Here is a 19,297-nt window from a genome sequence, read left to right as displayed (position 1 = left end):
ACGGATCCGGCGCGCTGGGGCCCGCCTGCCTGGCCGCGTGGGCCGCGCCAGGTGCACTACGAGTTCCAGTGGTGGAACTCCTGCTTCAGGTAGACATTGCGGCAGAAGCGTCCCGTGCGGACCACCGACTTGCCCCACTCCTCGAGGCTCGAGGGCAGCATCGCCGTGAGGGACTCCAGCTTGCGCAGGTGCCGGCTCGAGCGATTCACGGCCTCGCGCTCGGCCTCGGCTTCGCTCATGCCCCGCCGCATCAGCAGGGTGAGTCCGTTGAACTTCCCCTCGCGGTACTCCCGGTCGAAGCTGCGGATGTCATTCGTCCAGCGCACCAGCAGACCCAGCTCGCGCAGGATGTCCTCGATGAGCGGATCCTCCGAGAGGTCGTGCTCGACCTGGGGGTTGATCACCATGAGGACGGCCGCGGCCCACATGGGCAGGGAGATGGTCCACTGGCCCGCCTGGAGGTACTCCTCGAAGGCCGGCAGCGTCCGATGCGTCTGGTACAGGCGCTTGGTGCGCAGCTCCACCTGGTGGCCGCTGATCATCCGCTGGAAGTGCTCCCGCCAGAGCCAGCCGAAGCGGACCGCTCCCTCGGCGGCCATCAGCTCGCGGGTCAGCTCCTGCAGCGCGGCCCCGATGCACTCCGCCTCGCCGCGCGCCGCGTCCCAGCTCTCGCTGTCGGGGGACTCCACCGTCAGCAGGTAGCGGTCCACCATCCCCAGGCTCTCGTCATCCGTGAGCTCGCCGATCTCCCCATCCGCGATGTCGTCGATGGCGAACGTGATGAGGCCCACCTTGGTGAGCAGCACGTTCTGCTCGAACGTCGAACCGGGGATGGCGGCGACGGCTCCCACCAGCGCGGTGGACTGCAACCGCGAGGGCGCGATTGCGGGGTAGCGCTCACACCACTCCGCCAGCGCCGGCTCCAGCTTGCCGCACAGCTCGAGCACCCGCGCATGTGAGCCCCGGGGAAAGAGCTCGAACTCCTCGGCGGAGTACTCATTCTTCAGCGTCCGCGTGACCTCGAAGTGCTTGCCGCGCGTCTCCGCATCCTGCGTGGACAGGGTGGGATTGAGCATCCATGCGCTCCCCATCTCGTCCGAGTGGAGGCGAGAGCGGGAGCGGGGGGCGTAGGAAGAGGTCATGGCGAAGGCGTCTTTCACACACACTTCCCTTCGTCACAAGAAGATTTATACGGGCTGGCGAGAATTGAGATCCTCTTATGGGTTCCCTCGTTTCCCTGGGAAACGAGAAAGATTGGAGCCGCGAGAACCCTGGCTCGTCCGCTGTCCTTGAGGCGTTGACCCCCAGGTGTTGACTCCACACGTCACTCCGTGACAGTCCCGGCGCACTCGAGAGGCAAGGTATTCCCGAAGCGCCACGGGGCAACCCGGGTTGGGGCGCATCGAAGAGGTCGCAGGTGACTCGTCAGATGAACACGGTGGACATGGCGGACGCGCGGCAGCAGGGGGCGCTCGTGCGCCGCATCCTGTTGTTGCTGATCGGCTCGAACATTCCCATCACGCCCTTCTCCACCTATACGGCGAGCCTGTTCGTGGGACTCGAGCGGCCGCAGGACGTGCGCGCCGTGCTCGCCATGCTGGCCGTGGTGGTGGTGATCAACGCCAGCCTGGTGCTCTTCCTGATGCTGCGCTTCCTGGTGCGGCACACGTTCGAGGTCCTGCCCTCGGATGGTGACGGCAGCCGGCTGGTGCGCATCCTCAAGATGCCCTCGCGCATCGCCTTCTTCTGCGTGCAGTTCACGTGGTTCCACGCCGGTGCCACCTTCATGCTCGGCGTCTGTCTGATGACGGGACAGAGCCTGGATGCGGTCCTTCCCGTCACCGCCATTGCCACCGCGTTCGGCGTCCTGCTGTCCATCCCCATGGTGCCCATCATCGAGCACTGGACGATGAAGCACGCCCTGGCGGAGCAGGAGCGTCTGGGGGGCTCGCGCGTCACCGCGAGCGGCTACTTCTGGCCGCGCCAGTCCTGGTACCTGCCCTATGCCGTGGCCAGCGCGCTGATCTCCACGCTCTTCCTGGCCGGGGTGGTGGTGGTCATCAAGGTCAACCGGGTCCAGGAGCAGTTCGCCCGGACGCTCGAGGCGGAGGGCTCCTCGCTCCTGGCCCAGCAGATGCGTCACACCTCGGGGGAGCTCGTGAAGGAGCTGGGCCTGCCGTTCCTGGGCCTCCTCGCGCTCGTCTTCATCTGCCCCACGCTGGTGGCGTGGCTGCAGGTGTGGCGGCAGTCGCGGGCGATGAACACGGTGCACGAGGCCATCGAGGCGCTGGCCACCGGGGCTCCCGAGGCGCCCGCGTGGGTCTCCACCGACGAGGCCGGAGACCTGGCGGACGGCATGAAGACCGTGCTCGTCAAGCTGCGCGAGATTCCCCGCACGCTGCAATCCTCGGCCAGCCGCCTGTCCGAGGCGGGCTCCAGCCTGAGCAGCGCGACCGAGCAGCAGCGCCAGAGCATCACCCAGCAGGCCTCCGCCCTCCAGGAGGCCCATGTGACGTCCGAGGAGATCAAGCAGACCTCGGAGACGGCCGCCCAGAAGGCCGAGGCCGTGCTGCAGGTGGCCGCGCGGGTGGAGGAGCTGGGCCGCATTGGCGAGAAGGCCCTGCAACAGAGCCTCGAGGGGTTGGCCACCATCCGCCAGTTCGTGGATGGGATGCTCGACAAGGTGTCCCGCCTGAGTGGCAGCGCGCAGCAGATCGGCCTCATCACCTCGACGGTGAAGGGGATCGCGGATAGGTCCAACATGCTGGCGCTCAACGCCTCCATCGAGGCCGTCCGCTCGGGAGAGCACGGCAAGGGCTTCGCCGTGGTCGCCCGGGAGATCCGTGGCATGGCCGACCAATCGATCAACGCGACGGGCCGCATCCGGGACATCCTCGAGGAGATCCGCATCGCCATCGAGGACGCGGTGGACATGGGCGAGAAGGGGACGCAGCAGCTCGAGGACGGAATGCAGATGGTCAGGCGCTCCGGCGACAACTTCCGCGAGGTGTCCGACATCATCCAGCAGAGCACCTCCAGCGTCCGGCAGATCTCCGTCACCGTGCGCCAGCAGAACGAGGGCATCTCGCAGATCTTCACCGCCATCCAGCAGCTCTCCTTCATCATGGAAGAGACGGTCGGCCGCATCGACTCGACCCAGCAGGCGTCCCTGATGCTGAAGTCGGTGTCGGACGAGGTGACCCAGCTCGCGCGTGCCTACGAGCATCGGCAGCGGATGGAGCCTGCCCCAGGCCGCCTGGGACCCAGGGCTCACCGGGCTGTTCCCTCTCCAAGCCGATGAGCCATCGCCAGCGCAATGCCCCAGGCTGGGCTTGAGGTAGGGTTTCGTTTCATGAATGGCCGCCGCGTTCTCTCTCCAGTCCTCCTTCTCGGCGCCGGAACCGGCGAGGCCACCTGCGGGATCCTCTACCTCGCGGGCTACCTGAGACGCGGCGGAATCGAGGCCTTCGTCCGGCTCTACGACGGGGACGAATCCGAGGACGAGGTGATGCGCTCGCTCGAGGCCCTGGTGGCCCGTGTGCGCCCCCGGCTCGTGGGGATCAGCCTCAAATGGTTCCACCACGTCCACCGCGCGCTGCTCCTGGCCCGGATGCTGCGTGAAATCGACCCCGACATCCGAATCGTCGTGGGCGGCAACACCGCGTCGTACTGGTGGCGGGAGCTGCACGCGTTCGACTGCATCGATCACATCGTCCTGGGCGATGGCGAGCGGCCATTGCTGGCGCTCTGCCAGGGTGAGCCCTCCCCGCCCAACTGCGTCACCCGGAGGCCAGACGGCACTCCAACGCGGCTGCCCCTGGAGTACGTGCAAGGCGCCACGAACAGCGACGACGTCTACTACTCGCATTTCGAAGACATCTTCCTGAGCCACCAGGATCGCCATGCCTTCTCGGGGTGGGTCGCGCCCGGCAAGGGGTGCGGCGAGAACTGCCTCTATTGCGGTGGGGCCCGCGGCAACCAGAAGGCGGCCTTCGGACGCGCGAAGCCGTTTCTCCGGGCCGAGGAGAGTGTGCGCCGCGACCACCAGGAGATCGCCCACCGGACGTGGCAGTTCCGCTACGACTTCTCGGGAAGCTCGGCGGAATTCCTGCAGAGCACCTGGGCGGGGGTCGATCTCTCACGCCACTCCTGCATGTATTTCCTGTGGGGAGTGCCCCGGATGGAGCTCATCGACGCCCTGGCCCAGAGCTTCGAGCACGTCCATATGGTGCTCGACATCGGCTGCTTCTCGGAACAGCAGCGGCACGAGCAGATGCGTCGCGGTCTGCTCAAGCCGTGCTCATCGGACTCCCAGCTCCTCGAGACCATCGATCACTGCCGTCGCCACAAGAACCTGGACGTCGAGGTCTCTGGCATCGCGGGCCTCCCCTTCGCTAGTGCCGCCACGCTCGAAGAGGAAGTCCGCCTGGTGAAGCGCGTGATCGGCCTCGACTGTCTGGTGGGCTATCAGCGGCTCGAAGCGCAGCCCGGAGCGCTCGCCACCGAGCACCCCGCGCGGTTCGACATGGTGTCCGAAGCGCGAACGTTCTCGGAGTTCCTCGAGTACTTCGAGCAACGCGAGCCAGGCGATGTGTCGGTGCCGATGCTGCGCTTCCGCGACGCGGCGCTCGAGAAGGCGGTGCAGCGCACGTCGGAGCACGTGGATGCCCTCGCGCGGAAGCACGAAGCGGCGAAGCAAAGGGTCGAGCTCAACGGACGCACGCGCCTGTTGAACACGGCCCCCTCGACACTGCAGTTCAAGCTCGGGGATTGGTTGGGACATCACCGGGTCCCCGCGAAGGTGGCGCAGGAACCGGTGACCGTGGTGCGGTCGGTGAACGGAACGGGCCTGGCCTGTGCCCCGTCGGTCAGCCCGCGAAAGTTCACCGAGCCAACGTTGGATCAAGGCGAGGACGGGAGGGTCCTCCTGAGCACCCTGGCCGCCTTCGAGCGCCCGACGACGGTCGCCACCGCGGTGGCACAGCTGGGGGCGAAGGTGAAGCTCGACCCGCACTCGGCACGCGAGGTGATCGAGCACCTCGTCGGCGGACGCTTCCTGCAGCCGGCGTGAGGTTCTTCGACCCCCGGCCGGACGCTAGAAGAGTTTTTTCATGGGCCGATCCGGCTCGGATGGGATGAGGTAGGTCACGCCCACGGAGAACCAGTTCCCGACTGCATCGTAAACGCCTATCTTCTCCGCCTCGCCCTTGGCGAGGATCTGCCGGTACTCGAGAGTGAGCCCCCATGTCTCGCCGAGGCTCAGGGTCGCCCCCACCGTACCTCCGAGCGCCCCGGCGGCGGTCTCCACCGAGCGCCCTCCATCGAAGTACGAGGCGGCGAACAGGTTCCCGAGGATGACTCCCACCCAGGGAACCAGCCCCGCGGGTCCTATCTCCAGCCGCTTCTGTAAGCGCAGGCCCGCGAGTGCTCCAAGCGTCATGGCGTTCAGCCCTGGCTTGCCGGTGAGCTGCATTCGTTCGTAGGTGGCGGACAGATCGATTCCCAGCTCCAGCCACTCCAGCGGCGAATACGCGAAGGTGGCCGCCAGCAGTGGCCCTCCGATCGCCCCCTCCGAGCGCTCCAGGTGCAAGTTCCCCGTCTGCGAATAGTACTCATCATAGAACCGGGTGTTGGGGGTGTACCGCCAGCCGGTCTGGAACGAGATGCGGCCCGAGCCCTCGAGTATCGGCGGGGCCTCTTCCTCGTCGTACCCGTCGTCCTCGTCGTCCTGGGCGGAAGCGGCCGATGCGGTGAGGAGCACCAGGAGGAGCAGCAGCGGGTTGCGGCACATGTCGAGCCCTTTCGGCGCGGTGAGCCTGCCCGGTGATGCACCGGGTAGGCCAGCACCGTGCGCCCCTCCTCCCACTCTCGGTGACGGGGCCGCGGACAGCGGACAGCGGACATTTTGCGTCACTGCCTGGGCGAAAATTGTCACCCGCGCTACGGCACGAAGCGCCAGATGTCGCCCGCCACGGAGCTCACCGGCTGGTTCGCGAGCACCTGGCCGGTGCGCGGGTCCTCCACCTTCAGCTGGCAGAAGCTGCCGTTGCCGAAGGTGAGCTGCTGGGCCTGATCGAAGTAGCGGCCCACCGTGTAGATGTGCCAGGTGCTCGGACAGGACAGCACGTTCAGCCGGTACTGCGTGTACGCGAAGCCGATGTCGTGGTCCGTCAGGCCGGAGTTGTCCGTCATGCCAAAGCCCACGCCCTTCACCACGCGCTCCACGTTGTCGTAGACGAGCCCGGGGTTGCTCACGTACTTGCGGCCGAACGTGGGCGAGGCGGCGGACAGGAACGTGCCCACCTCGGTGAAGGTGCGGCCGTCCGTGCTCTCCAGCTTGTGCAGCGTGGCGAAGTTGCGCTGCACCACCGCCACGTAGCGCCCGTTCACCAGCTCCACGTCCGGCTCCATGAAGCCCGGGAAGCCGCCCACGTCCGCGTAGCTCTGCACCAGCGTGAAGTTGCGCGGAATGTCCTCGGATGACTCGGCCAGGTACGAGTGCATCGCGCCGTTGTCCACGCGTCCGTCGAACCACAGCTTCCACCCGCTGCCCGTCCACAGCAGCGCCGGCCGGGCGATGTCCGAGAAGCTCGCGTTGGTGATGCGAATCTCCGTGCTGGACGTGGCCACGGACGGGCTCCACGCCGCGCCATCCGTGCTCGTGGAGACGGCAATCCAGTCCCGGTAGTCCGAGCCCACCTGGTTCGCCACCGTGTACGCCATCACCCAACGCCCATCCGGACGCTTTTGCGCGGACGGGTCATTCACGTGGATGTACGCGCCGTGATCGATGATGACGGACTGGCCGGACCAGGGGCCCTCGAAGAGCAGGTCGTCCGAGACGGCGAAGTAGATGCGGTCGTTGCCATCCGAGCTGTTCTTCCAGCCGCCGTAGTACAGGTTCCACACGCCGCCGTTGCGCACCAGGTCCGGCGCGTAGAGGTTATGGCCCTGGATGATGGGGTTCTCCGCCGAGGGGTGCGCCTCGATGCCATCGGGCTGTGCCATGCCGAGCACGGTGACACCCGTGCCACCAGAGTTGCCCGCGTACACGAAACTTCCGGCCAGGGCCGGGGCGCCGAACAGGACACTCGCGGCCAGCAGCGCACCGCGAGAAGGGAGGTGGGAAGAGAGGAGGGAGGTCAGGTTCATGCCCCTCATCCTGCAGTGGTGGCAGGAGCCCCTCCAATATTTCAGGGGAGGGGAGGGGGACACGAGGCGCACCTGGAATTGAAGCGCGGCGCGAATGCGCTCCGGAAATCGTCCCGGTAGGATGGCGCCCGTCTTGGCATTCCGGGATGTGAAGACCCCAGGCCAGAGGCAGGCCGCCTGACGTGGGAGACCTATGCGGCACGCGGGTACCGAGAGGGTAGAGGCCACGGGAGACAGCTCGCGGGGCTCACTGGTAGGCCGCCGCTACCAGCTCCAGGAGATCGTCGGCCGTGGAGGCATGGGCACCGTCTACCGCGCCTTGGATCGGCTGGGCGGGGCCATTGCACTCAAACGGCTGCACCGCTCGGTGATGGACCTGGAGTTAGAGGCCTCTCCCGACTCCACCACGGCGACCCTCTCGCGTGAGACGGCCCTGGATCTGGCCGCCGAGTTCAAGGCGCTCACCTCGCTGCGCCACCCTCACGTCATCCACGTGCTGGACTACGGGTTTGACGAGGAGCTGCGGCCCTACCTCACCATGGAGCTGCTGGCGGGGGCGAAGACGCTGGTGGAGGCGGGGCGAGGCCAACCGCCCATGGTGCAGATCGATCTGCTGGTGCAACTGCTGCAGGCGCTCGCGTACATGCACCGCAGGGGCTTCATCCACCGGGACCTGAAGCCGGGCAACGTGCTGGTGGTGGATGGGCAGGTGAAGGTGCTGGACTTCGGCCTGGCCCTGGCACGCGAGCGAGGCGAGGCGCGCGGGGTCTCGGGCACGCGGGGGTACATCGCGCCCGAGCTCTTCCAGGGCGAGCCGGCCTCGGAGTCCTCGGACCTGTACAGCGTGGGGGTGATGGCGCAGCGCATGGTGGTGGGGGCTCGGGCGCCGGAGCCGCGTCTGGTGGAGATCCTCCGACGGTTGATGGCGGAGGCCCGGCACGAGCGCTACCAGCGCGCCGAGGAGGTGCTGAAGGGCCTGCGGGAGCTGGCCGGCCAGCGGGTACAGCTCGAGACCACGGCCACGCGCGAGAGCTACCTGCGGGCGGCGCGCTTCGTGGGCAGGGAGCGCGAGCGCGAACAGCTGGAGCAGGCGCTGGAGCGGGCCCTGGCCGGCCGGGGTGAGGCGTGGCTGGTGGGCGGAGAGAGCGGGGTGGGCAAGTCGCGGCTGGTGGAGGAGTTGCGCACGCTGGCGATGGTACGTGGGGCGGTGGTGCTGCGTGGCCAGGCCGTCAGCAGCGGAGGCAGCCCGTATGAGGACTTCCGGCCGGTGCTGCCCTGGCTGGCGCTGTTGACCGAGCCAGACGACTTCGAGGCCAGCGTGCTCAAGTCCCTGGTGCCGAACCTGGAGACGCTGCTGCAGCGGCGGGTGCCGGAAGCGCTGGAGATCTCAGGTGACATCGCCCAGGAGCGCCTGATGAGCGTGGTGGAGGCGCTCTTCGAGCGGATCGGCCAGCCGACCCTGTTGCTCCTCGAGGACCAGCAGTGGGGCCGGCCGGAGTCCACGCGGCTGCTGGCGCGGCTGTCCGCGCGTGCGGCGACGCTGCCGCTGCTGGTGGTGGCCACGTACCGCGATGACGAGCGGCCCGGACTGCCCCAGGAGCTGCCGGCCATGCGGGTGCTGGGCGTGCCGCGGCTCGAGGCGGAGGAGATGGCGCGCCTGAGCGAGTCGATGATCGGCGAGGCCGGCCGCGCGCCGCAGGTACTGGAGCTGCTGTTGCGGGAGACGGAGGGCAATCCCTTCTTCCTGGTGGAGGTGGTGCGCGCGCTGGCGGAGGAGGCGGGGCAACTGGAGCGGATTGGGGCGGTGCCACTGCCGGAGCGGGTCTTCGCCGGAGGCGTGCGGCAGATCATCCAGCGGCGGCTGGACAAGGTGCCGGCTTCCGCGCGCGAGTTGCTGCGGCTGGCGGCGGTGGTGGGTCGCCACCTGGACCTGGCGGTGCTGAGGGCCAGCGCGCCCGAGGAGGACCTGGAGCGGTGGCTGGAGGACTGCGCGGGCGCCGCGGTGCTGGACTTCGCGGATGGGCGGTGGCGGTTCGCCCACGACAAGCTGCGCGAGGGCACACTGGCGAGCCTGCCACGGGACGAGGCGCGAGCGCTGCACCACCGGGCCGCGCTCTCCATCGAGGCAGCACATCCCCACGCGTCCGAGTGGCTGGCGGCGCTCGCCTACCACTGGGGCCAGGCGGGTGACACGGAGCGGGAGGCCCATTACGCGGAGCGGGCGGGAGCGCAGGCCATGTCTGTCTATGCCTGCCATGCGGCCATCCCCTATTTCCAGCGGGCCCTGGAGATTGCCCGGGCGAGGGCCGCGCAGGCGCACCACATCGGCCATCTGCAGGAGCGGCTGGCGGAGACCTTCTACCTCATCGGCGACACGGTCTCCTGCGTCACGCATGCCGGGCAGGCCCTGGAGAACCTGGGCTGGCCGCTGCCCAGGAGCCCCAGGGGCTGGCGCCTGGGCCTCGCCCGCGAGCTGCTCGTGCGGCTCGTGCAGGCGACCCTGCCCGAGTCCTTCGAGGAGCAGTCGCCCGAGCGCCGCAAGCTGCGCATCGAGGTCGGGCACCTGACGACGAGACTCAGTGAGATCTACTTCTTCCAGCAGAATCCCCTGCGCGCCATCTGGTCGACGTTCCGGCTGGTCAACCTGCTGGAGCCCGCGGGCCCTTCGCCTGACCTGGCGCGGGCCTACGCCATCATGGCAACGGTGCTCAACTCCATCCCTCCCTTGCGGCCGAGGGTGGATGCCTGGTGCGAGCGAGCTCTGAATATGGCCAGGCGGGTGGGGGGCGCGGACAGCGTGATCTACGTCCTGGTGCGCTGTTGCATCTGTGGCATCGGTCAAGCCCGTTGGAAGGAGGTGGGGGCATGGGTGGAGGAAGCCCGAGAGCTTGCCAGCACCGCCAGGGACTTCCGCCAGTTCGAGCAGGTCTGCAGCATGCTGTCGAACTCGCTCTACTACCAGGGCAGCTTCCGCCGAGGTGTCGAGATTTCGCATGAGCTCGAGCGCTCCGCACGAAGGCGCAATGCCGTGCAGAGCTTGTACTGGGGACCGATGCAGAGGGCGCGCTGCCTCGTTCGTCTGGGCCACACCGCGGAAGCCATCCGCGAGCTGGAGCAGGTGCTGCCCGGGTACGAGCCACATGCGAACGCCGCGGAGAAGATCCTGCTCTACGGCTCGCTGGCCCTGGCGCTGTCGCGCGGCGGGCAGCGGGAGCGCGCGCTCGAGATGGCAGCCAAGGGGTTCGCGCTGATGAGGGGCATGAGGCCGGTGGTCAGCCTCCTGGTCAGCGGAATACGCATGGTCACCGAGGTGTACCTGGCGGAATGGGAACGAGCGCCGGGCGGCCCATCCGCCGAGGCGAGGGAGTTGGCGCGGGCCGCGAAGGAATCCTGCAAGTTGCTGCGGGCCTTCGCCCGGGCCTTCCCGCTCGGAGAGCCGGTCTCCCTGCTCTGCAACGGGCAGGAGGCCTGGCTTTCGGGGCGGACCGAGGTGGCGCTGCGGACCTGGCGGCGCTGCGCCGAGCGCGCCGTGGAATTGGCGATGCCCTACGAGGAAGGCAGGGCCCTGCTCGAGCTGGGCCGGCACCTGGTCCCAGAGGCTCCCGAGCGCAAGGCCCATCTCTTGCGCGCCAGGGAGCTCTTCCAACGGCTCGAGGCTGCCGTTGATCTGGCGCGCACCGAGGCCGAACTGGCCCGGGCCTGCAACCCATGAGCCCCTGAGAAGTTGAGGAAGCTCCGCGGCGATCCAGACGCTCGCGCATTTGCAGGATTGCCCCGCCAGCGTGGCTGAAACGCGCAAGAAATCGCGAGCCGCAATCCGTACGGTGCCGCCATGGTGTCCAAGACCCAGGGCGGCATGCGGCGCATTCGTGTCATTGACAGTCATACCGGTGGCGAGCCCACCCGTGTGGTGACGGAAGGGGGCCCGGAGCTGGGGGCCGGCGACATGGAGACCCTGCGCGAGCGCTTTCGCGAGCGGTTCGACTCCTTTCGCAGGGCCATTGTCTGTGAGCCACGTGGTTCCGATGTGATGGTGGGCGCGCTGCTGTGCACCCCCTCGGTTCCCCGGTGCGTGGCCGGCGTCATCTTCTTCAACAACGTCGGCTATCTCGGCATGTGTGGCCACGGCACCATCGGCGTGGTGAAGACGCTGGAGTTCCTGGGCCGCATCGGCCCCGGCGTGCACGCGCTGGAGACTCCGGTGGGCGTGGTCCAGGCCACCCTGCATGCGGATGGGCGGGTCAGCATCGCCAACGTGCCGAGCTACCGCCTCGCTCACGATGTCGCCCTCGCGGTGCCCGGCTACGGCGAGGTGCGGGGTGACATCGCCTGGGGCGGCAACTGGTTCTTCCTCTCGCGGGCTCCCCGGCATGTCCCGCTCGAGCTGGGGAACATCCCGGCCCTGACGGACTACGCGTCCGCCATCAAGCACGCGCTCGCCACGAATGGCATCACCGGCTCGGGCGGTGCGGAGATCGACCACGTCGAGCTGTTCGCTCCCTCGCCCGCGCCCGGTGCCGATGCGCGCAACTTCGTCCTCTGTCCGGGCCTCGCCTACGACCGCTCCCCGTGCGGCACCGGAACGAGTGCCAAGCTCGCCTGCCTCGCCGCGGAAGGCTTGCTCGCGGAGGGCGCCACCTGGGTGCAGGAGAGCATCATCGGTAGCCGGTTCGAGGCTCGCTACGTCCGCGACGGCGAGCGCGTCCTGCCCACCATTACCGGCACGGCCTCGGTGAACGCGGAGGCGACGCTGCTCGTGCATCCCGAGGACCCCTTCGCCTGGGGCATCGGATGAGCGCCTTCGACTGTGTCATCGTCGGCGGCGGCATCGTCGGCGCGGCGCTCGCGGACTCGCTCTCGCGTGAGGGGATGTCCGTCGCGCTGGTGGAGGCCTGCTCCATCGGCGGGGGCACCACGGCCTGTGGCATGGGCCATCTGGTCGCCATGGACGACAACCCGGCGGAACTCGCGCTGACGGGCTACTCCGTGGCGCTCTGGCGCGAGCTGGCCGGGCACCTGCCTCCCGAGGTGGAATACGACGCCTGCGGCACGCTCTGGCTCGCCGCGGATGCGGAGGAGTTGGCTGCCGTCGCCACCAAGGCCGCGAACTACCGTGCGGCCGGACTGCGCGCCGAGGTGCTGGACGCCTCCGCGCTGTACGAGGCCGAGCCGGCCCTGGCACCGGGGCTCGTGGGCGCGTTGCGTGTGCCCGGGGATGCCGTGCTCTACCCTCCGCTCGCCGCGCGCACCTTCGCTCTTCGAGCCCAGTCCCGGGGCGCCCTGCTGCTTTCGGGCTCCCCGGTGCGGACCCTCCGCGAGGGCTCCGTCCTGCTCGCCAACGGTGATGTCCTGGCCTCCGGGTGCATCGTGCTCGCCGCGGGTGTCGCGAGCCCCTCGCTCTGCCCGGAGTTGCCCATCTCGCCCCGCAAGGGACACCTGCTCATCACCCGCCGCGGCGCGCCGGTGGTGCACCACCAGCTCGTGGAGCTCGGCTATCTCAAGAGCGCCCACGGGACGGAAGGGGCCTCGGTCGCGTTCAATGCCCAGCCGCGCACCACGGGCCAGTTGCTGCTGGGTTCCTCGCGCCAGCCGGGCGTGGCGAGCCGTGAGGTGGAAGCCTCCATTCTGGAGCGGATGCTCCAGCGCGCGGAGCTCTTCCTGCCGGGATTGAAGGACCTTCAGGCCCTGCGCATCTGGACCGGCCTGCGCCCGGCCACTCCGGATGGTCTGCCCCTGCTCGGACCGCATCCGGCGAAGCCCTGGCTCTGGCTCGCGTGCGGCCACGAGGGGCTCGGCATCACCACCGCGACCGGCAGTGCCCGGCTCCTGACCGACCGGATGCTCGGCCGCGCCAGCGCGATTCCCGTCCAGCCCTATGAGCCGGCGCGTTTCCTGGAGCGGGCGCGCACGGCGGAGGCCCTCCATGCCTGACGCGAAGCAGAGCGCTGTTGGGTCCGTCACCCTGCGTATCGACGGACGGACCGTCACCGTTCCCGCCGGCACCACCGTCGCGGCGGCCCTCGCCCATGCGGAGGGATTCATCAGCCGCCGCGACTTGAAGGGCCGCCCCCGTGCGCCCCTGTGTGGCATGGGAGTGTGCTTCGAGTGCCGCGCCACCATCGACGGCGAGCCCGAGGTGCTCACCTGCCTCACGCCCTGCCGTGATGACCTGGAGGTGGTGACCGATGCGTGAGGCGTGTGACGTCCTCGTCGTCGGCGCTGGACCCGGTGGGCTCGCGGCGGCGTGCCGGGCCGCCGAGGCTGGCCTCGACGTGCTCGTCGTGGAGCAGCAGCCCCTTCCTGGAGGGCAGGTCTGGCGCGGGGAGACGCGGCATGGCGGCAACCCGGTGGCCCGGAAATGGCTGAGCCGCTTCGCCGCTTCGGGGGCACGGTTCCGGCCGGGGACGCGCGTCGTCGCCGCACCCGAGCCGGGGCTGTTGCTCACAGAGGAAGGGAAGACTCCGCTCGCCGTGCGTTACGGGCGGCTCGTGCTCGCCACGGGCGCGCGTGAGCGCTTCCTGCCCTTTCCTGGCTGGACGCTGCCTGGCGTCATGGGGGCCAGTGGCCTTCAGGTCCTCGTCAAGGATGGCCTGCCCATCCAGGGCAAGCGCGTGGTGTTGGCTGGCACCGGGCCCTTGCTGCTCGCTGCCGCCGCGACGGTGCACGCGCGAGGCGGCGAGGTCCTGTTCATGGCCGAGCAGGCACCGGCCTCGAGTCACTGGGGCTTCGCCCTCCAGCTCTGGCGCCATCCGGGAAAGCTCCTCCAGGGGGCCGGGCTGGCGGCCGGGCTGGCGGGCGTGCCCACGTCCACGGATGCGTGGGTGGTGGCCGCGGAGGGGGACGGGCGGCTCGAGCACGTGCGCCTGTCGGTGCGGGGCCGGGAGGAGCGGATGGGCTGCGATTACCTGGGCGCGGCCTTCGGTCTGGTGCCCAACCTGGAGCTGGCGCGGCTGGTGGGCTGCGCGGTGTCGGCCGGGGCGGTCGCCGTCGATGAGCGCATGGAAACGAGCGTCCCCCACGTCCACGCGGTGGGTGAGTTGCTCGGCATCGGCGGAGTGGACCAGGCCCTTGTCACCGGGGAGATCGCCGGCCTCGCGGCGGCGGACCGAGCCATTCCCGATGGCCTGTGGACAGCATGGGACCGGGCCCGGACCTTCGCCCGGCTGCTGGACCGGTATTACTCGCCTCGTGCGGAGCTGAAGCGGCTCGCCACGCCCGAGACCCTGCTCTGCCGCTGCGAGGACGTCCCGCTCGCGGCGCTGGACGGTTGCCGCGACCTGCGCGAGGCCCGGCTGTATGCGCGGCTCGGCATGGGCGCCTGTCAGGGTCGCACCTGTGGGCCCGCCGCCGAGGCCCTGTTCGGCTGGGCCGGCGACGACGTGCGCCCCCCCTGTCTTCCCGCACGAGTCGGCAGCCTTCGCCTGCCGGCAGAGATCCCCTCAACCCAGGAGAGAAGATCATGAGCCTCTGGACCGGCGTCCTTCCCGCCATCACCACCCCATTCAACACGGACCTCTCCATCGACCACGGAGCGGTCCGCGCGCACGTGCGCTGGCTTGTCTCGCAAGGCTGTACCGGCATCATCCCCTGTGGCTCCCTGGGAGAGGGCGCGACCCTGGGCCTGGAGGAGAAGGCCGCGCTGATGCGCACCTGCGTCGAGGCCGTGAAGGCGCCGGTGATTCCGGGCATTGCCGCGCTCGGTACGGCGGAGGCGGTGCGCCTCGCGAAGGCCGCCGAGGAGGCGGGTTGCTCCGGGCTGATGGTGTTGCCGCCGTATGTCTATTCCAGCGACTGGCGAGAGATGAAGGCGCACCTGTCGGCGGTGATTCGCGCCACCCGGCTGCCGTGCCTCCTCTACAACAACCCGGTGGCCTACCGGACCGACTTCAGTCCCGCGCAGATCGCCGAGCTGGCCGCCGACTTCGACAACGTGGCGGCGGTCAAGGAGTCCTCCACCGACGCGCGCCGCGTCACGGGCATCCGGGCCTTGCTGGGGGACCGGCTGGCGCTGGGCGTGGGCGTGGATGACTGTCTGGTCGAGGGCGTGAGCGCGGGGGCGAGCTTCTGGGTCGCGGGGCTGGTGAACGCCTTCCCGGCCGAGTCGGTGCGCCTGTATGAATTGGCTCGCGCCGGCAAGCACGACGGAGCCTTCGCGCTCTATCGCTGGTTCCTGCCGCTGCTGCGGCTCGACACCGTCACGAAGTTCGTCCAGCTCATCAAGCTGGTGCAGCAGGAGATGGGCTGGGGCCACGAGCGCGTGCGTCCGCCGCGTCTGGAGTTGGCCGGCGCCGAGCGCGAGGAGTGCCTGCGCGTGCTGCGCGAGGCCCTGGCCCACCGGCCCACGTTGTAGCCACGCCCACACGAGGACACGCGGCATGAAATGGATGGGATTGTCTCTGATTGGTGCCGGGCGAGGCGAGCCGGGTGGCGAGACCTTCAACGGTTGGGATCCGGCGGAAGGCGCCGCGCTGGAGCCCCGCTACCATGGTGCTCTGCCTCACGAAGTCGAACGGGCCTGCCGGCTCGCGCAGGAGGCCGCGCCGCTCTTCGCCGCCCTGTCATCCCGGCAACGGGCCGTGTTCCTGGAGCGCACGGCCGAGGCGCTGCTCGCGGCCGAGGCCGACTTCCTGGCCGTCACGCCTCGGGAGACGGGCCTTCCGCCCGCGCGCATCCAGAGTGAGCTCGGACGCGCCGCGAACCAGTTCCGGCAGTTCGCCCGGCTGCTCGAGGAGGGCAGCTGGGTGGATGCCCGCATCGACCACGCGTTGCCGGAGCGGCGTCCCGTGCCCAGACCGGACCTGCGCTCCGTCCTCCGCCCGCTGGGGCCGGTGGCGGTGTTCGGCGCGAGCAATTTCCCGCTCGCCTTCTCCGTAGCGGGGGGCGACACCGCGTCGGCGCTCGCCGCGGGCTGCCCGGTCATCGCCAAGGCCCATCCCGCCCATCCGGCGACCTCGGAGCGTGCGGGCCTGGCCCTGCGCGAGGCCGTGGAGGCCTGCGGTCTTCCGGAAGGGGTGTTCTCGCTCTTGTTCGATGCCGGCATCGATGTGGGCCGAGCTCTGGTGGGGCACCCCTCCATCCGAGCGGTGGGCTTCACGGGCTCTCGGGCCGGTGGCCGCGCGCTGATGGAGCTCGCCGCCGCCCGTCCGGTTCCCATCCCCGTCTTCGCCGAGATGGGCTCCATCAATCCCGTGTTCATCCTGCCCGGCGCCCTGGCAGCGCGCTCCGAGGCGCTGGCCGAGCAGCTCGCCGCCTCCGTGTTGCTGGGCGCGGGCCAGTTCTGCACTTCGCCGGGGCTCATCGTGACGGCGGGAGGCGAGGGTCATGAAGCCTTCCGTGCGCGGTTGGCCGAGCGGCTCGGGGCCGCACCGGCGGTGCCCATGCTGACCCCGGGCATCGCCGAGCGCTTCCGTGAGGGAGTGGCCCGGCTCGCCGCGCGCCCGGACACACGGCAGAAGGTGGGGGGCGAGTCCCGGGCCGCCTATGCGGTGCCCGCCCTGTTCGAGGTGGAGCTGGACGCCCTGCTGTCGGAGTCGGCGCTGACCGAGGAGGTGTTCGGAAGCTGCGCCATCGTGGCCCACGCGAGAGCCGTCGGGGACCTGGCCCGGGTGGCCGGGCACCTGGAGGGACAGCTCACCGCGACGCTGATGGTGGAGGCGGGAGACCATGTGCTGGCTGCGGAGCTGCTGCCCGTGCTGTCGGATCGGGCCGGGCGAGTGCTGGTGAACGGAGTGCCCACGGGCGTTGAGGTCTGTGCGGCCATGGTGCATGGGGGGCCCTATCCTGCGAGTTCGGATGGCCGCTTCACCGCGGTTGGCACCGGAGCCATCCGCCGCTTCGCCCGGCCGGTGTGCTTCCAGGATGTGCCGGACGCGCTGCTGCTCCCGGAGCTGCGGGAGTCCAACCCCCTGAACCTCTGGCGCACGGTGGATGGCGTGCTGAAGCGGGGGTGAACGTCCCAGGTGGCTCGGAAGTCCACCTGGGACGGGGCCCAGGGTCACCCGTCGAAGCGGGCCTCGAGCCTCACACCCGAGAACGGAGCACGGGCGCGGAGCATCACATGGAACCAGTTACCGGCCGCGGGGTTGGGGATGTCCACCGTCTCCTCGTTGTTAGGGAGGTACGGCCGATAGTCATACGTGGTGGTGGTCGGCCATTGGACGGCGCGGATGTACATATCGGCGTTGCCCGTGCCCCCGCTCATCTGGAAGCGCAGGTTGCGGGCGCCGGAGGGGACCCACAGATAGAAGTACAGCACGTCATTCGAGGCCAGGTTGCCCCGGTAGCAGCCATTGCCCAGCACCATGGAGTTGGGATCCGTGCAGGGGACGCCGGGGCTCGGCGTCGGGTTCGCGCACGTGCGGGGGTCGGTGGCGGTCGCGACGCAGTCAATCCACTCGTGGAACTCCACATCATGCGAGGTGCCGAGCCCATCCAGGTACTGCCGGTAGCCCGTGTAGTCGCCGCCGCGGAACTGGGCGAGCATCGTGTCCACCTGGTCGGCGTGGCGCTCGAACATGAAGCGCACGCTCAGGTAGCCCCAGTAATAGACGCGCTCCACACCGCTGTTGTAGTCGTTCCGGAAGAGCTGGCTGAGCTGCAAGGTCTTGCTGGAGCCGAGAGAGACGGCATCGGCGTTGTCGTCCTTCTTCGAGATGTACTCGGCCAGGCCTTCAATCCACCAGATGGTCGGCTGGCTGGTGCTGACCCCGAAGTCCCCCTTCATGTCGAAGCGGCCATCCAGGTAGTGGATGTATTCGTGCTCCAGGTTCCAGATCTGGAACCGGGGACGAACCCACTCGGCCTCGTAGGCGATGAACCGGGCCTGGTTCCCCGGAGTGGCGGGGTCCCCTTCCAGGTACATGCCGCCGTTGTTGGTGTCGATGCCGAACAGCACCCCGGCGTAGGTCTGGTAATCCTGGCTGCTGTTGAAGATGACCATCTCCAGCGCCGTGTTGTTGTCATTGGCGACGGGCACGCGGCGGCTCTTCAGCTTGTCGTGGAAGTACGTCTCCTCGGTGGCGAGCTGCGCGCAGCTCTGGCTCAGCTCCGTGGAGCTCATGTCCTGGGCACGCATGCGCAGGGTGGAGCTGCAGGGGTAACTCACCGTCAGCACGGCCTGCTCCAGCGCGGGCCGGAAGTTGCAGATGCCGTAATAGGCGCAGTTGCCTCCGTCGTAGTAATCCGCCATCTCGGCGGCACCCACCCACACTCCCGCGCCCGAGCCAGTCATCGCATGGCCATCAAGGATCGCCTTGACCTTCGGGCGCACCTTGTCCTGGAGCACGCCAGTGTATTGCAGGAAGCGGGACAGCTCGCGTACGGCGTTGACCTGGAGGTATTGGAAATCGGTCCCCAGCAGGTGCTCGTTGCGCGAGATGAAGCCGCTCAAGGTGTCGGTGATGGACGGATCCTTCTGCACCAGGGCCACGAAGTCGCTGTTGTAGTGGCCGCGGAACAGGCCGACGAAGACACTGTTGGTGGCGGCGCGCATTCCCCAGTAGGACAGGAACCCATCGTTGAACTGGTCCAGGAGCGACTGGAAGGTGCCCAGGTGGAGCGCGTTCTCCGAGGCGCTGTCGATGAGGATGATGAACTCGCTGAGCACGTCCCCATGCGCGTCGTTGACGTCGTGGAAGTGGCTGTTGGCGACGAAGGCGGCCAGGGCCGGCCGGATGGCCCCTCTCAGCGCCGAGCCATAACTGCCCACATCGCCCGAGTGGTAGTACTGCACGTAGTATCCGGCGCGCAGGAACAGGATGAGCTGCAACGTGCTGCCACTGTTGTTCCCGGGGTACTGCTGCGCGCTCGCGGTGAGTGCGTTGGCGATGGTCACCATCTTGCTCTCGCCGAACACCTGCCCGGCGCGCGTTCCGGTCAGCCCGAACAACTCGTTGACGCAGTCCACCGCCGAGCCCTTCACCAGGGTGACGAGCGAGGTGCCGCTGGCGGATGCGAAGGCGCTGGTATCACACGCCGCGAGCAGCGCGCTCCTGCGCGACGAGGGCGTATGGGCCTCGCGCATCTGCTCAGGGGACACGTCCGGCTGGCGCTGTTCCGGAAGGATGCGCTCGTGGGCGGGAGGCCGCGCGTGGGCCTGGAGGGCCGGAGCTGGGGATGGGGGTGGGGCCGCGCCGAAGGCCTCGAG

General features: G+C 69.0%; 13 protein-coding genes. 9 read left to right on the top strand and 4 right to left on the bottom strand.

Annotation, left to right across the window (positions count from 1 at the left end):
* Window positions 1-56: 56 nt before the first annotated feature.
* Complete coding sequence (locus DAT35_RS38625) at window positions 57-1,076, bottom strand: terpene synthase family protein (RefSeq protein ID WP_158502087.1); 1,020 nt, start codon at window positions 1,074-1,076, stop codon at window positions 57-59.
* Between the two features lie 341 nt (window positions 1,077-1,417).
* On the opposite strand from DAT35_RS38625, the gene DAT35_RS38620 reads away from it, so the two are divergent.
* Window positions 1,418-3,301 (top strand): methyl-accepting chemotaxis protein, encoded by a 1,884-nt coding sequence (locus DAT35_RS38620; protein WP_146210073.1) that lies wholly within the window; start codon window positions 1,418-1,420, stop codon window positions 3,299-3,301.
* Window positions 3,302-3,352: 51 nt separating this feature from the next.
* On the top strand, window positions 3,353-5,071 hold the full coding sequence (locus DAT35_RS38615; protein WP_108074287.1) for a radical SAM protein: 1,719 nt from the start codon (window positions 3,353-3,355) through the stop codon (window positions 5,069-5,071).
* Between the two features lie 24 nt (window positions 5,072-5,095).
* Here the strand turns inward: DAT35_RS38615 and DAT35_RS38610 are convergent, their stop codons facing one another.
* Entirely contained in the window at window positions 5,096-5,791 is a 696-nt protein-coding gene (locus DAT35_RS38610; RefSeq protein WP_108074286.1) for a hypothetical protein, read from the bottom strand.
* 149 nt (window positions 5,792-5,940) lie between these two features.
* Complete coding sequence (locus DAT35_RS38605; RefSeq protein ID WP_108074285.1) at window positions 5,941-7,152, bottom strand: hypothetical protein; 1,212 nt, start codon at window positions 7,150-7,152, stop codon at window positions 5,941-5,943.
* Window positions 7,153-7,345: 193 nt separating this feature from the next.
* On the opposite strand from DAT35_RS38605, the gene DAT35_RS38600 reads away from it, so the two are divergent.
* From DAT35_RS38600 to DAT35_RS38570, 7 genes are all read left to right on the top strand, one after another.
* Window positions 7,346-10,864: an AAA family ATPase gene (locus DAT35_RS38600; RefSeq protein ID WP_108074284.1), complete on the top strand. Its 3,519-nt coding sequence runs from the start codon at window positions 7,346-7,348 to the stop codon at window positions 10,862-10,864.
* Between the two features lie 144 nt (window positions 10,865-11,008).
* Window positions 11,009-11,947, top strand: a complete 939-nt coding sequence (locus DAT35_RS38595) for a proline racemase family protein (protein WP_108074456.1) — start codon at window positions 11,009-11,011, stop codon at window positions 11,945-11,947.
* The gene (locus DAT35_RS38590; protein WP_108074283.1) at window positions 11,944-13,083 is read left to right on the top strand and encodes an FAD-binding oxidoreductase; all 1,140 of its coding nucleotides are present in this window, start codon (window positions 11,944-11,946) and stop codon (window positions 13,081-13,083) included. Before DAT35_RS38595 ends, DAT35_RS38590 begins: the two co-directional genes overlap by 4 nt.
* On the top strand, window positions 13,076-13,345 hold the full coding sequence (locus tag DAT35_RS38585; RefSeq protein ID WP_108074282.1) for a (2Fe-2S)-binding protein: 270 nt from the start codon (window positions 13,076-13,078) through the stop codon (window positions 13,343-13,345). The genes DAT35_RS38590 and DAT35_RS38585 overlap by 8 nt, the downstream gene beginning before the upstream one ends.
* On the top strand, window positions 13,338-14,615 hold the full coding sequence (locus DAT35_RS38580; protein WP_108074281.1) for an FAD/NAD(P)-binding oxidoreductase: 1,278 nt from the start codon (window positions 13,338-13,340) through the stop codon (window positions 14,613-14,615). The genes DAT35_RS38585 and DAT35_RS38580 overlap by 8 nt, the downstream gene beginning before the upstream one ends.
* Window positions 14,612-15,502, top strand: a complete 891-nt coding sequence (locus DAT35_RS38575; protein ID WP_108074280.1) for a dihydrodipicolinate synthase family protein — start codon at window positions 14,612-14,614, stop codon at window positions 15,500-15,502. The genes DAT35_RS38580 and DAT35_RS38575 overlap by 4 nt, the downstream gene beginning before the upstream one ends.
* Before the next feature lie 25 nt (window positions 15,503-15,527).
* Window positions 15,528-17,102, top strand: coding sequence for an aldehyde dehydrogenase (NADP(+)) (locus DAT35_RS38570; protein WP_108074279.1), 1,575 nt, complete (start codon window positions 15,528-15,530; stop codon window positions 17,100-17,102).
* Between the two features lie 44 nt (window positions 17,103-17,146).
* Here the strand turns inward: DAT35_RS38570 and DAT35_RS38565 are convergent, their stop codons facing one another.
* Window positions 17,147-19,189 (bottom strand): M9 family metallopeptidase, encoded by a 2,043-nt coding sequence (locus tag DAT35_RS38565; RefSeq protein ID WP_233261973.1) that lies wholly within the window; start codon window positions 19,187-19,189, stop codon window positions 17,147-17,149.
* Between the last annotated feature and the right edge of the window lie 108 nt (window positions 19,190-19,297).

Source organism: Vitiosangium sp. GDMCC 1.1324, assembly GCF_003044305.1.
GTDB lineage: Bacteria > Myxococcota > Myxococcia > Myxococcales > Myxococcaceae > Archangium.
This window is presented reverse-complemented; position numbering and strand designations above follow the sequence as displayed.

Coding starts and splice junctions, on each gene's coding strand:
- DAT35_RS38625 (WP_158502087.1), bottom strand. CDS start 1,076: ATGCTCAATCCCACCCTGTCCACGCAGGATGCGGAGACGCGCGGCAAG.
- DAT35_RS38615 (WP_108074287.1), top strand. CDS start 3,353: ATGAATGGCCGCCGCGTTCTCTCTCCAGTCCTCCTTCTCGGCGCCGGA.
- DAT35_RS38610 (WP_108074286.1), bottom strand. CDS start 5,791: ATGTGCCGCAACCCGCTGCTGCTCCTCCTGGTGCTCCTCACCGCATCG.
- DAT35_RS38605 (WP_108074285.1), bottom strand. CDS start 7,152: ATGAACCTGACCTCCCTCCTCTCTTCCCACCTCCCTTCTCGCGGTGCG.
- DAT35_RS38600 (WP_108074284.1), top strand. CDS start 7,346: ATGCGGCACGCGGGTACCGAGAGGGTAGAGGCCACGGGAGACAGCTCG.
- DAT35_RS38595 (WP_108074456.1), top strand. CDS start 11,009: ATGCGGCGCATTCGTGTCATTGACAGTCATACCGGTGGCGAGCCCACC.
- DAT35_RS38590 (WP_108074283.1), top strand. CDS start 11,944: ATGAGCGCCTTCGACTGTGTCATCGTCGGCGGCGGCATCGTCGGCGCG.
- DAT35_RS38585 (WP_108074282.1), top strand. CDS start 13,076: ATGCCTGACGCGAAGCAGAGCGCTGTTGGGTCCGTCACCCTGCGTATC.
- DAT35_RS38580 (WP_108074281.1), top strand. CDS start 13,338: ATGCGTGAGGCGTGTGACGTCCTCGTCGTCGGCGCTGGACCCGGTGGG.
- DAT35_RS38575 (WP_108074280.1), top strand. CDS start 14,612: ATGAGCCTCTGGACCGGCGTCCTTCCCGCCATCACCACCCCATTCAAC.
- DAT35_RS38570 (WP_108074279.1), top strand. CDS start 15,528: ATGAAATGGATGGGATTGTCTCTGATTGGTGCCGGGCGAGGCGAGCCG.